A 12,361-nucleotide genomic window follows, 5' to 3' on the forward strand; every position below is an offset into this window, starting at 1 on the left:
AGGCATCCGTGACCACGAAGAATTCCGGCGACTACGGAAGCCGCCTCAAGACAGCCACATCCGATGGCGTCGCGGGCTGGCGGGAACGCGTGCACTCGCTGGCACGTGCCCTGCACGCCCGTCCCGAACTCTCCTTCGAGGAGAAGGAATCCTGCACGGCGATCACCGCGCTGCTCGCCGAGGGAGGCTTCGACGTCGAGCAGGGTACCGGCGGGCTTCCCACGGCGTTCACCGCCACCGTGGGCAGTGGCGAGCTGACCGTCGCGCTCTGCGTCGAGTACGACGCGCTGCCCGACATCGGCCATGCCTGCGGGCACAACCTCATCGCCGGCGCCTCGGTGGCCGCCGCGCTGGCCCTGGCCCCGCACGCCGACGAACTGGGCCTCACGCTGAAGGCCATCGGTACGCCGGCCGAGGAGCACGGCGGCGGCAAGTCGCTGCTGCTGGCGGCTGGAGCCTTCGACGGCGTGGGCCTGGCTCTGATGGTCCACCCGGTGCAGGACGGCGTCAGCTACAACCCGGCCGGGACCACCGCCCAGGCGGTCGGCAGGTACCGGGCCGTGTTCTCCGGCCGGGCCGCCCACGCCGCCGCAGCTCCCCACCAGGGCGTCAACGCAGCCGACGCCGCCACGCTTTCCCAGGTTGCCGTCGGCCTGCTGCGCCAGCAGATCCCGGGTGACCAGCGAGTGGCGCTTTTCGTGTCCCAGGGCGGCGTCGCCACCAACATCATCCCGGAGCGGGCCGTCGTCGACTTCGAGTGCCGGGCATTCACCCTGCCCGAGTACGAGACACTGCTGGAACGCGTCCGTCACTGCTTCGAAGGAGCGGCGCTGGCCACCGGCACCGAACTGACCGTCGAGGCCACCGAGCCGCTCTACGAGCCGCTCGTACAGGACGACGCACTGGCCGCATACTGGACTGCCGCCATGGAGACATTCGGGTGGGACACCACCTCCGGTGGCCGCCTCGGCGGCGGCTCGACCGATATGGGCAACGTCAGCCAGGTGATCCCCAGCCTCCATCCCTGGCTGAGCATCCCGGGCGCCGAGATGCCCATCCACTCCCACGCCTTCGCGGCTGTGGCCGACACCGAGGCGGCGTACGACGTGATGTTCGAAGCGGCCCGCGCGCTGGCTTGGACCGTCGTCGACGCGGCGGGCGACTCCCAGCACCGGCAGCGGTTCATCGACGCGGCCTACCGGCGCGACCTCGGCAAGGACGCGGTGACGATATGAGAACGCTCACCGCTCCGACCGGGAAGCAGGAGAACAGAACGCGGCAGACCCTGCCGGTCGCAGCCCTCGCCCTGGTCATCGCCCTGGTCGTCCAGTCCGTCGGCCAGCTCGACATCGACCTGGGCGTCGGCTCCGTCATCGTCTTCCCGATGGTGTGGGGCCTGGTCCTGGGCCTGCTGGTGTCCCTGCAGAAGTTCCGCCCCCTCGGCGTGGACCTCCAGAAGGTGGCGGCCGCACTCGTCGGCGTGGCCGTGATGATCCTGGTCGCCCGGCTCGCCTTCAACATCGGCCCCAGCCTGCCGACCCTCGTCAAGGCCGGGCCCGCGCTCCTGCTCCAGGAAGTCGGCCACCTGCTCGGCACGGTCGCCATCGCCCTCCCTCTCGCTGTCCTGCTGCGCATGGGCAAAGCCACCGTCGGCGCCACCTTCTCCCTGGACCGCGAGCCCTCCTTCGCCATGGTCTCGGAGAAGTACGGGCCCGACTCCGACCAGTACCGCGGCGTGCTGGCCATGTACGTGTTCGGCACGATGTTCGGAGCCGTCTTCATCACGCTCCTGACCTCGCTCGTGTCGAACTGGAACATCTTCGACCCGCTGGCACTGGCCATGGGCGCCGGCGTCGGCTCCGGATCCATGATGGCCGCGTCCTCCGCCAGCATCGTGGCCGCCTATCCGGACCACGAGCAGGCCATCCTCGGCATGGCCGCCGTCTCCAACCTCATCACCACAATCCTCGGGGTCTATGTCGGCATCTACGTCGCACTGCCCCTGGCCGAGCGGTTCTACCGCTTCCTCACCCGTCGCCGGTCGGACCACGCGACCGCAAAGGTGCCGACCGAGCCGGAGGCGTCCGACGCCCTCGCCTCCGCCCGTGAGGACGAGGAGCGCGCCGCCGCTGCGAACCGCGCCTTCCGGCAGGACGTCGCGGCGGCCTCGGGCGAGATCAAGCTCCCGCTCTGGCTCTCGCTCGGTGCACTGACGGTGCTCGGCCTCGGCACCGCCTTCGTCGCGGCCAAGAAGGTCAGCTGGGACATCGTCGGCGGCTACGCGGTGCTGCTGGCCCTGGTGCTCCTCGGCCTGCTCCTGGCCAAGGTCAGCCGGAAGATCTCCGCCATCGTGTGGATCACCACGGTGGGCGCGTACGTCTCAAGCCCCTGGTTCTTCGCATCCGACGCCCTGAACCGCCTGGTCGGTTCGGTGGACTTCCTCTCCATCGCCACGATCATGCTGACCCTTGCGGGGTTGTCCCTGGGCAAGGACCTCCCGCTGCTGCGCCGCATCGGCTGGAAGATCGTCCCGGTCGGTCTCGTCGCGATCACCGCGTCGTTCCTGCTGTCGGTGGTCATCGCCGAGTTCACCCTCGGAGTCTGGGGCTGAGGCCCAGTCGAGGACAGCGACGAACGACCAGATGAGGACCGGTGGGTCCCGCTCGTGCAGACGGGCGGGACCCACCCGTAACGCAGTAGCCGAGGTACCCGTCGAAGCTTCCAGCGCCGGATGAGTCAGGTCGGCGCACAGCAGCGGGCGTCGTCTTTGCCGTGGTTTCTGTGGTTCTGCAGGTGAATCATTGGCGCGGCCTGTGTAGTGGTTGGCGGTATGAAGGCCGGGTGCTCAGGGTGCTCGGGGTGCTCGGGGGGCACGTAAAAGATGGCGAGGCAGAGAGCCGCCCGGCGGCGTACGTGCGGTGATCCTCAATCCTGGTGACGACGGCCGTCCCCGAAATCAACGGTTCAACCAGTCCCAGCCCCAGTCGTTGGCGGGCCGCCGTGATCGCGGTGGGCGCTCTCCTCGCCTGGGCCGGACCGGCGGCATCCGACCTCGGCCTCGCGGGCTACGAGAGGCAATGCCCGCGCGGTATCCAGCGGCCTCCGTAGCCCCGGATGGGAAGGCGGATTCAAACGATGGCGCGGATTTTCGTCGATGGCGATGACTTTGTTGTGCATTGTCCCTTCCGGGGCCAGGTCGGTCATGAAGCCTCCCCTTCACCAGCTGCTTCTGCCCGTGGAGTTGGGGCGGATAGGACGCAAGTGTTCCTCTGGTGACGCCACTTGAGATGCACGCTTCAGCGGGGTCTAGTGAGGATCCCCGGGTCTTCAGGCCTGGGAGGAATCACTTCTGAAAATGGGGGTGGCCTGCGTGTACGCATGGGTCTGCTGTGTTGTCAGTGCTCCCGCATAGGGTTTCGGTATGAAGATTGTGGTGCAGGTGAAGCTGTTGCCGGAGGCCGAAGGGGCCGCCGCGCTGCGCTCCACGCTGCGCACGGTCAACGATCTGGCGTGCTGGGTGTCCCAGGTGGCGTTCGCTCGCGGCGTGCCGCGTGAGTATGAGCTGCGTAGGCACACGTATCCACGCCTCAAGGCCGAAGGGCTGGGGGCGCAGGCCGCGCAGCATGTGATCAAGAAGGTGCGTGACGCGTACGCCACGCTGCACGCCAACCTGCGCGCCGGACATCTCGGCAGGCCGAAGTCGAGGCGCCGACTCAAGGCGGAGTCCAAGCCGATCGCGTTCCGTCCCGAGGCCGCTCAGCCGTATGACGACCGGTGTCTGAGCTGGCAGTACGACCGGCAGACGGTGTCCATCTGGACAACTGGCGGGCGTATCAAGAACGTCTCGTTCGTGTGCGCCGCCGGCGCGCTCAAGGTGCTCCGCGACTACCGCAAGGGCGAGTCCGACCTGATCGAGCGCGACGGCGTGTTCTACCTGATCGCCACCTGTGACGTGCCCGAGGCAGAGCAGTACGAGCCGGACGGCTTCATCGGCGTGGACCTCGGCATCGTCAACATCGCCACCACGTCCACCGGCTACCAGGCCGCCGGGCGCGGACTGGGCCGGTACCGCAAGCGCCAGCTCGACCTGCGGCGGAAGTTGCAGAAGAAGCGCACCAAGTCCGCCAAACGCCGGCTCAAGGCGCGCTCCCGCCGCGAGCAGCGGCACGTCAAGAACACCAACCACATCATCGCCAAGACGATCGTGACCGAGGCTGAACGCACCTCGGCCGGGATCTCCCTGGAAGAACTCAAGGGATTCCGGCAGAGGGTACGGCTCCGTAAGCCCCAACGGGTCACGCTCCACTCCTGGGCCTTCGCCCAGCTCGGAGACTTCATCGTCTACAAGGCCCGCAGGGCCGGTGTGCCCCTGGTCTTCGTTGATCCCGCGTACACGTCGCAGACGTGCTCGCAGTGCCGGCACGTCGACAAGCGCAACCGTGTGGACCAGGGGCTTTTCATCTGCCGGGGGTGCGGGGTCGTTGCCCACGCTGACCGGAATGCTTCCCACAACATCGCCCGCAAGGGCGAGGCTGTGTGGACTGCGGGGCGTGAGTCACGCGTCCCTGCCACCCCATAACGGGGTGTCTGGACGGAGGGGTCCATCCCAGCAGCCAGTTGGGAACTACCTCCAAGCCCGGTCCATTTAGGGCCGGGTCAAGTTGACCGCCAGGAACTTCACCGACTCGGGCAGCAGCGGCAGCACCGCGAGGACGGTGAGCAGGGAGCAGACACCGCCGACGACGAACACCGATCGCCAGCCGTAGTCGGGGATCAGCTAGTTGGAGACGGGACCGCCGGCGGCGCCGCCGAGCGTGTAGCCGCACATGATGATGGAGACGGCGGTCACCCGGGACCGCTTCGGCGCGTACTCGGCCGCCAGGGCCCAGGTCAGCGGGAGTACGCCGCCGAGGAAGAGCCCGGATATGAAGCGCAGGGCGAACAGGTGTGCGTAGGTGTCCGCCTGGGCGAAACCGAGCATGAAGACGCCGAATCCGGCGACCGACACGATGATGGTGGGACGGCGTCCTATCCGGTCCGCCAGATATCCCATGATCAGCGCACCGATCATGGTGCCGAAGAGGCCGACCGTGCCCAGGGTGCCGAGCTGGGTCTCGGTGAGCCCGAAGTCCTTCTTGAGGTAGGTGGCGGCGAACGACAGGATCTGGAAGTCGAAGCCGTCGAGGAAGGTGATCAGGCAGCAGACCGCGTACATCAACAGCCAGCGGCGGTTCGCTCGCTGGCGCTCGATGATCGGGGCCAGTTCCACGAGATGTGGTGTGGCGCTCATGGACGTCTCCTCATCGTTGAGGGGAGGGCGGGGCGGGGTGCGGGGTCAATGCGGGCCGTGGCGATGCCCTGGCCGGCGTCGACGCTGCCCCGGTCCCCGGTTCGGATGACGGTCAGCGGGTCCCGGTCCGCACCGGTCACGGTGGCAACGCGGGTGACGACCGCGCCGAGCGCGGCTGTTCCGGTCATGGCCGCGAAGGCCATGCCGAGGGGTGCGGCGCCGGCGAGCCGGGTCGCCTGGAAGAAGCCTCGCGGCTCCGGAAGAACGGGCCGATCAGGGAGCTCCCCACCTGCGCGCCGCGCATGGGAAGGCCGTCGATCAGATGGGACCTGGGCCATGGTCAGGGCATGGGGCATCGAGGGCTCCTGCGGAAGGGGGCTGTGCCGCGAACGCGGCTCTCACTGCATGCCCCGCACCGTAGGCGGACCGTCTCGCCACAGGGAATGCCCAGGTCAATAGACCGTTCGACTGGGAGGTATCAATTCCGTTTATGGTCCGAGGGAGGCCGCAGCCCGGGCCACCAGATCACGCAGCCAGCTGTGCGCCGGATCCTCGTCGTGGCTCGCGTCCCACCAGAGATGCTCTTCCAGCGGATCAAGCGGTACCGGGCAGGCGAGCGTGCGCAGCCCCTGCGCGGACCTCAGCGGCGCGGCGAGCCGCTCCGGAACGAGCGCCACCCGCCGCGTCCCGGAGATGAAGTCGGGCACGGCCCGGTAGCTCTCCACGCGTACGGCGATCCGTGGCCGGATACCCAGGGTGCTCAGCTGCCGTGTCGCCGGAGCGGCCGACGGGTAGCCCTCGTCCCGGTGGTAGGGCACCACCCACGCCAGCCGTGCCAGGTCCTCGATGCCGAACGACTCGGCCCCGCACAGTGGGTGGTCGGCGGACACCAGACAGACCCACCGGTCCTGGAACAGCGGAGCCGAGTGGACGCCCGGGGTGCGGAAGTGGCCCAGCGGCGGGGAGACCATGGCGTCGACGAGCCGGATCGCGTCGCCCGCGCCACTGCCCAGGGTCTCCCTGATGAGCTGGACGTGGAGCGCCGCATGCGGCGCCTCGCGGTCGAACAGCCGTGACAGCGCGGGGCCCAGGACCGTCGCCTGGTAGTCGGCCATCAGCAGCGTGAACTCCCGCTCGGTGGTGTCGGGGTCGAACGCCCTGCCTGTCGCGAAGAGCCTCTCGGCGGCCGCGCACACGGTCTCGACCTGTCCGGCCAGCTGCGCGGCGAGCGGCGTCAGGACGTAGGCACCCTGCACCCGGGCGAGCAGCTCGTCCCCGAAATGCCGGCGCAGCCGGGACAGCGCGGCGCTGACGGCGGGCTGGGTGACGCCGAGGTTCCGGGCGGCCCGGGTGACGTTCCGCTCGCGCAGCAGCGCTCGCAGCGTCACCAGGAGGTTGAGATCGAGGTTCGCGAGGTGCGTGGGACGGGACTGCCGTGGGCTCATATGTCCGGGATTCTGCCCCACGCACGCCGGCCTTTTCCATCCTTCACCTCCGGGCCGCCTCCGCGGTCGGGAAGGCGGCCACCGCCGCCCGAGCAGGGCGACGGTTCATGGCGTGCCGCGGCACGCGCCACCCGCCGCCCCTTCGGCTGCCGACCTCCGTGGCGGCCATTGCCTGCTCGCCGAGGCAGCGGATCTTGGCGTGGGTGGTGTTGTGGCCGCGCTTCCCTTTCTTGAGACTGCGGCCCCGGAACGGTACCCGGACGGTTCCGCCGGCGCCTTGATACGCCCTGTCCGCCCAGCATGTGAGCCACGCATCGGTGAGGGCTTCGATGATGCCGTTGTGTCGTGCGGCGGTCAGGTCCTGGGTCGATCGGGAGCAGAGTGCCGTCGAGGATGACGAACGCCTTGGTGCGGATCGTGTTCATCGCCTCGGCGAGGGTCGGGGTGAGAGCGGACAGGACCTCGATGGCTTCGCGTATGTAGCGGAACATGGTCGCCATGCCGATGCCGAACCCCGCGGCGAGCCGGGTGTAGGTGTCACCGCACCGCAGGTGGGCCAGGGCTTGGAGGGCCTGGCTGGCCGACCGGCAGTTGGCACCACCGCGTCCCGATCTTCTTGCGCCGGACGGTCAGTTGACCGGTCAGGAACCGCAGGGTGCGGCTGGACAGATCGATCGACGATGGGTGGACAAGCACGCGAAGCTCCTGGCGGACACGGGTGATCTTGGTCGAGAACCCGTCTACCAGGAGCTTCGTCGTTGCGCAGAGCTGTCCAACTCGCGTTCAGTGCCATCAGGTTGGAAACAGCTCGATTATCACCGCTTGGGCCTCAGGAGCGCCGTTCATGACCCTTTGAAGTCCGGTCGCCCCGGAGCACCGGGAGCGACAGGTCAGCGCGCATTGGCTGATCACAGGCTCGAACGCCAGGCGCAGGAACGACGAGCCCCCGCGACGATGACGGCTGCAATGATCCAACTCCCCATGGGGCATTCCTTGACGTCCCCGTACCCGTCAATCGCTGATATCGACTCCGTAGCCGCGCGCGAGGGCGTCGAGTCCGTGGTCGTATCCCTGTCCGACGGCGCGGAACCGCCAGAGCGGGCCACGGCGGTAGAGCTCGGTCAGGATCAGCGTGCGCTCGCTGGTGGCGGCGTCCAATGTCGCGCGTATCAGCGGGGCTGCACTGCTGCCGGGCGCCGCGGCCACTTGGACAGCGCCGATGTCGCCGAAGGACTGGCTGCCGTCGATGGCCGCGGCGATCACCACCCGGCGTGAGGACGGGGGCAGGGAGGCGACGTCGACGGTGATGGTCTGTTCGGCTGGGCCATTGGTGAGCAGGTGGACGGTGCCGCCGGGGTTCTCCGGGGCGCCGTAGAACACGAAGTCCTCGTCGAAGGTGACCTGTTCGTCCTCGTCGAGCACGAAGGCGACGACGTCGACCTCACCGCGTTCCCGGGGTGCCCAGGACGCGGTGACATGCCACGGGGACACAGACGTGGCAGGTCGATGACGCCGCCGCGGGGAAGAACGTGGGGTGCCGCAGCATCGATGGACGTCTCCGCTGCCCTGGCCCCTGCCACCTCGGCACCGGCATCGGCGACGGAGGTTATCGCGGTGTCGGTCACGGACGGATCGACGAGCCACCGCTCATAGTGCACCGAAAGCCCCAGTTCCGTGATCCGGGGCATTCGACGGTCGTTCTCCCCACCGGAGAGGACGACGACGTCGGTGACGCTGCGCGAGAGATTGACCGCTGCGGATCCGCCGAGCTCGACGACGCGGCCGCGCGCGTCAGCCGCCTCGGCGTGCGCACCACCCAGGACAAGTACGCGATGCCCGGCCAGTGGCTTGCCGCCCGACCCGACGGGAACGAGCTCGGCCTTGCGTGGCGCAGGGATGGCCGGTGCCGGTCCGGGCACCTGATGCGTCGCACCGGCTTCTACATCGCTCAGCAGTTGGAGGAAGATGTCCTCGTCGATGACGGGCACCCCCTCGGCGGCGGCCCGCCGCGCCTTCGCCGATCCGGACGCGGGCTCGTTGGTGACGAGGACGCTGGTGTGGCGGCTGACCGAGCCCATCATGTTGAGTCCGGCGGCAACGCCTCGGCCGATCAACTCTGCCCTAGCACAGGCGGTTTCACCGCTGATCGCAACCTTCATGCCCTGCCGAAGCGGGGCTCCCGGAGCCAGTCGGCCGGGATTGCGATAGGAGCAGGGTGTCTTGGGCGGCTTCGGCGTGAACTGGGACTCGGCCCGGGGCGGGCAGCTCACGAAAGGCAACGGCAGTGCGAGCCGCGCCGCCTCACGCAGTGATGCCCGCAGAATTCCGGCCAGCACCCGGGTGTCGTCCAGCGCGTCGTGCGCGTGCTGCTGCGGTACGCCGTAGTGGGCGGCCAGCGTGCCCAGCTTCATGTCGGGCGTCGGCGGATCCACCTGCCGGTTCAACGTGAGGGTGCATAGCCGCTGCGAGACGGGCAGCCACATGCGGGCCCGGGCGAATTCGTAGGCGAGGAAGTCGTAGTCGAACTGTGCGTTGTGGGCGACCAGAATGCGGTCTTGCAGCATCACGCCGATGCGTTCCGCCACCTGGTCGAAGGTCGGCGCCCCGCGCAGTCGCTCAGCGGTCAGCCCGTGCACCTCGACCGGCCCCGGATCGCATCCCGGATCAAGCAGCGTGGAGAACTCCCCGGTCTGCTCGCCGTCCGGCCCGATGGTGACCACGGCGACCGACAGCACCCGGTCCCGCCGGGGTATCAGCCCGGATGTCTCCACGTCGACGAGAGCCCAGTCGTGGGCGTAGCCGTCCGCCGAGATGAGATCGAAGAAGGGCGAGGCGAGACTCATGAGCCAAGGATGAACGGGGATACACACCACCTTCAACCTGCATGCACTTTTGTCTCAATATGAGACAGGGCGACGGTGGCCCGGCAACCAAGGGGGCGCGCTGAAACTTCGGGAGGACCTTGGGAATGCGGCGTCCCCGGCAGGTCGTGCGACTCACGCCGGCGGACAGTCCTGTTCGGCGGATGCAGGAGATCACGGCCGAGGTCTCCATCTTCGATGGCCCACGGCGAGGTGCAGTGGAGGACTCCACCAGCCGCGGGTACAGGATGAACGGCGCGATCAAGTTCGATGGAGTGGAGGATCACGAGTGCGTTGTCCGGCGTGAACCTGCGCTGCCATTCGACCTCGGCCCGAGTCAGGATGATCTGGCCACCGTTTCAACTCATCCATTCCGCCTCGCCACGGCCGTCCACGCTGTGGTTCCTTGGCGACTTCTCGACGCACCGCAGTCACCAGCTTGCCGAAGCAGCGTGGGCTCAGCCCGGTGAACGGGGCTATCCAGGCCGTCTCCGCCGTCGCGATCACACCAGCCGTCCGGGGATCATTTCAATTGCCGACAGCCCGCCCCTCAGTGATCCTGGGCGACCAGCAAGGAAGGTAGGCGAGATGGGACTGATGCTCTTTCCATGCGACGGCGACGTGACAAGTCCGGACGTCTCCTGGTCCTACTCCGGCTTCGGTATGTTCAGGGAGTGGCTGGCCCAGGCTGAAGGGTTCGTCCTCGCCGAGATGGACGGCTTCGGCGGGGACCGTCAGTGGTCCAGCGTCTCCACCACGCTGGAGCCACTCCTCAATCATCCAGACGACGACGGCCCCGACCTCGCGCCCGCTCAATGCGCGGCCATGCTGCCCCGGTTGGAAGCTATCCTCGATCACCGTCTGCCGGACGACAGCGCCCCTGTCCTACGCCGGCGCATCGAAGACGTCAGTCAGTTGGTCACCGTCCTGCGGTCTTGCGTGGACAAGAACGTTGTGCTCATCTTTGGCTGACCGGGAGCGCGGAGCGACCCACGATCGTGAGGGGACGGCCCGCAGTTGCTGACAACCCTTAGGGTCCAGCCTCTGAGTGCGGGACCGGCGCTCGCACTCCGCCTATGACGAGGTGCCCATCTCGCTTCCGGGGCGGTCGGCTGTCAGCCCCTCTTGTTATCGTCCCCGCCGTGACTTCAGCCGATCATGTACTCGATCTGATCCGGGGCAATCCGGATGTTTCCAACCTCCTTGAAGGCGCATTCGACTTCGACATCTCGCGCGGTGATCAGGGGGAGGACATCCGCCTGCCCTCAGGCGCTCTGATGAAGGGTTTCGCCAGTGATGCTGCTGGTGGCACGTACTTCCTGTGCGGCGAACCCAGTGGCCGGCAGCCCGTGGTGTATGCCAGCTCCGAGGGGCAGGCCGGTCTGATCGCTGACGACTTGACAGCGGCTTTGGAGATCATCATTGGTCTTCCCTGCTGGCACGACTGCCTGAAGTTCTCGGGTGGGGGCGATGTGGAGGCCATGCAGATTGCGGCAGGGCACCTCGAACAGGACCTTGCGGAGTATGAGCCCGACATTGGTGAGCATCGCGCCCGTCTGGCCGACGCCTTGTCCCTCGACATGACGTCCACAGCAGAACTGGTCTCAAAGCTCCGAGAAGCGGTTGCGAGAACCGACCCTGATCATGTGCTGCTCGGCGACGAAGGGGAGGACGACGCCTACGAGTCGCTGTTCGGAACCTTCCTGCCGAGCGACAATCCGGGCTGGCGCTGACCAGCAACGTTATGCATCACCTCAGCCCTCCTCATTGGCCGGTGGCCAGGACTGCACGCTGCACAGAATTGAAGACGTTTCAGCAGGTCGGCAAGCTGTTCGTGCTTCTCGAAGTCACTCGTGTCCACGAGTAGGCCGCAACGGGTGAAGCTTCGTGGGTGGCTGGATTGCGGGGCGAGCCTGACGCGTGGTCCTGTCTGAACGGCCGTGAGCGTGGCTGAATGAGAGGGAAACTGAGCTGGACTACGGCCGGGGGACAAGAATTGGCTGCGCAACGTCCCACAGCCGTTCCACCTGCTCAAGGAAGGTCTCGAACCAGGGATCGCTTGCCCGGGTAAGTGTAAAGATGGGGCGAGACTCGCCAGCCACTTCGAAGGAGTAGAGCTGTACGCACAGCAGGGCGTTCACCTTGTGCACGTCGATGTAGTTCATTCCGAACTTGAGTGCGGTGCGTGTCGTGCGTACCTCCAGTCGCCCCCCAGTGTCCGTGTGCAAGCGCTGGAGTAGGCGGAGGGACTGGCGGATTTCGTCCCTGATTTCGTCGGGGCGTGGTCGTGTCGGGCGGTTCTGGGTAGTCACCGCGGCGTCGTCCGCGTCCGCATCAGTGAGCAGGATCCTGATGCGGCCTCCGGATGACAGGGTGTTTTCAAACGCCCGGTAGGAGGTTTCTAACGTTCGGCTCAAGCTGACGCCCGTCAGATAGATGTCGGTGGACCTCTCGCGCCGTTCCTCGACGTCAGCAGGGAAGTCGGGTAAGAAGCGGACGCTGCCGCTGGCACGGGAGCGGGCCAGGTCCTCGACCATGGTGCGGGTGGCCAGTGTGCTGAAAGCCAGGACAGCGAGCACCGCCAGGACGCCGGCCATGATCTTCTCCGTCGGAGCCAGATCGATGGCCGCGAGGATGCTGGTGGCAAGGGCGACGGTGATCGTGGCATACACGTCGAGGTTGCGCCGGCGTCGAAGGTCGGCCCGAAGGCGTCTCCAGGCTGTCATGTTGCTCCCCCGTCAATCAGCCCCTGTTGGCCTCAGCGA

8 protein-coding genes and 3 pseudogenes are annotated in these 12,361 nt (G+C 67.5%); 5 read left to right on the forward strand and 6 right to left on the reverse strand.

Annotated elements, in window-relative coordinates:
* Window positions 1-8: 8 nt before the first annotated feature.
* From ACFC96_RS37520 to ACFC96_RS37530, 3 genes are all read left to right on the forward strand, one after another.
* On the forward strand, window positions 9-1,235 hold the full coding sequence (locus ACFC96_RS37520; protein WP_376616641.1) for an amidohydrolase: 1,227 nt from the start codon (window positions 9-11) through the stop codon (window positions 1,233-1,235).
* A complete protein-coding gene (locus tag ACFC96_RS37525) occupies window positions 1,232-2,611 on the forward strand; it encodes a DUF3100 domain-containing protein (protein WP_376616643.1) in 1,380 nt (459 codons plus the stop codon). Before ACFC96_RS37520 ends, ACFC96_RS37525 begins: the two co-directional genes overlap by 4 nt.
* Before the next feature lie 810 nt (window positions 2,612-3,421).
* Window positions 3,422-4,579 carry an RNA-guided endonuclease InsQ/TnpB family protein gene (locus tag ACFC96_RS37530; protein ID WP_376616645.1) on the forward strand — a complete coding sequence of 386 codons (1,158 nt, stop codon included), beginning with the start codon at window positions 3,422-3,424 and terminating at the stop codon, window positions 4,577-4,579.
* A gap of 198 nt (window positions 4,580-4,777) precedes the next feature.
* Here the strand turns inward: ACFC96_RS37530 and ACFC96_RS37535 are convergent, their stop codons facing one another.
* The 5 genes and pseudogenes from ACFC96_RS37535 to ACFC96_RS37555 form a co-directional block, all read right to left on the reverse strand.
* Entirely contained in the window at window positions 4,778-5,290 is a 513-nt protein-coding gene (locus tag ACFC96_RS37535; RefSeq protein WP_376616646.1) for an MFS transporter, read from the reverse strand.
* Between the two features lie 488 nt (window positions 5,291-5,778).
* Complete coding sequence (locus tag ACFC96_RS37540) at window positions 5,779-6,735, reverse strand: LysR family transcriptional regulator (protein WP_376616648.1); 957 nt, start codon at window positions 6,733-6,735, stop codon at window positions 5,779-5,781.
* A gap of 115 nt (window positions 6,736-6,850) precedes the next feature.
* A pseudogene (locus tag ACFC96_RS37545) lies at window positions 6,851-7,431 on the reverse strand (transposase family protein); the annotation flags it as partial.
* A gap of 315 nt (window positions 7,432-7,746) precedes the next feature.
* Window positions 7,747-9,578 (reverse strand): annotated as a pseudogene (locus tag ACFC96_RS37550) (TerD family protein).
* Between the two features lie 399 nt (window positions 9,579-9,977).
* A pseudogene (locus tag ACFC96_RS37555) lies at window positions 9,978-10,103 on the reverse strand (IS5/IS1182 family transposase); the annotation flags it as partial.
* A gap of 81 nt (window positions 10,104-10,184) precedes the next feature.
* On the opposite strand from ACFC96_RS37555, the gene ACFC96_RS37560 reads away from it, so the two are divergent.
* Window positions 10,185-10,568 (forward strand): hypothetical protein, encoded by a 384-nt coding sequence (locus tag ACFC96_RS37560; protein WP_376616650.1) that lies wholly within the window; start codon window positions 10,185-10,187, stop codon window positions 10,566-10,568.
* Between the two features lie 170 nt (window positions 10,569-10,738).
* Window positions 10,739-11,329, forward strand: coding sequence for a hypothetical protein (locus ACFC96_RS37565; protein WP_376616651.1), 591 nt, complete (start codon window positions 10,739-10,741; stop codon window positions 11,327-11,329).
* A 243-nt stretch (window positions 11,330-11,572) separates the two neighbouring features.
* Here the strand turns inward: ACFC96_RS37565 and ACFC96_RS37570 are convergent, their stop codons facing one another.
* Complete coding sequence (locus ACFC96_RS37570) at window positions 11,573-12,322, reverse strand: hypothetical protein (protein WP_376616653.1); 750 nt, start codon at window positions 12,320-12,322, stop codon at window positions 11,573-11,575.
* Window positions 12,323-12,361 lie beyond the last annotated feature (39 nt).

The sequence above is a fragment of the Streptomyces sp. NPDC055955 genome, assembly GCF_042270245.1.
Classification (GTDB): Bacteria; Actinomycetota; Actinomycetes; order Streptomycetales; family Streptomycetaceae; genus Streptomyces.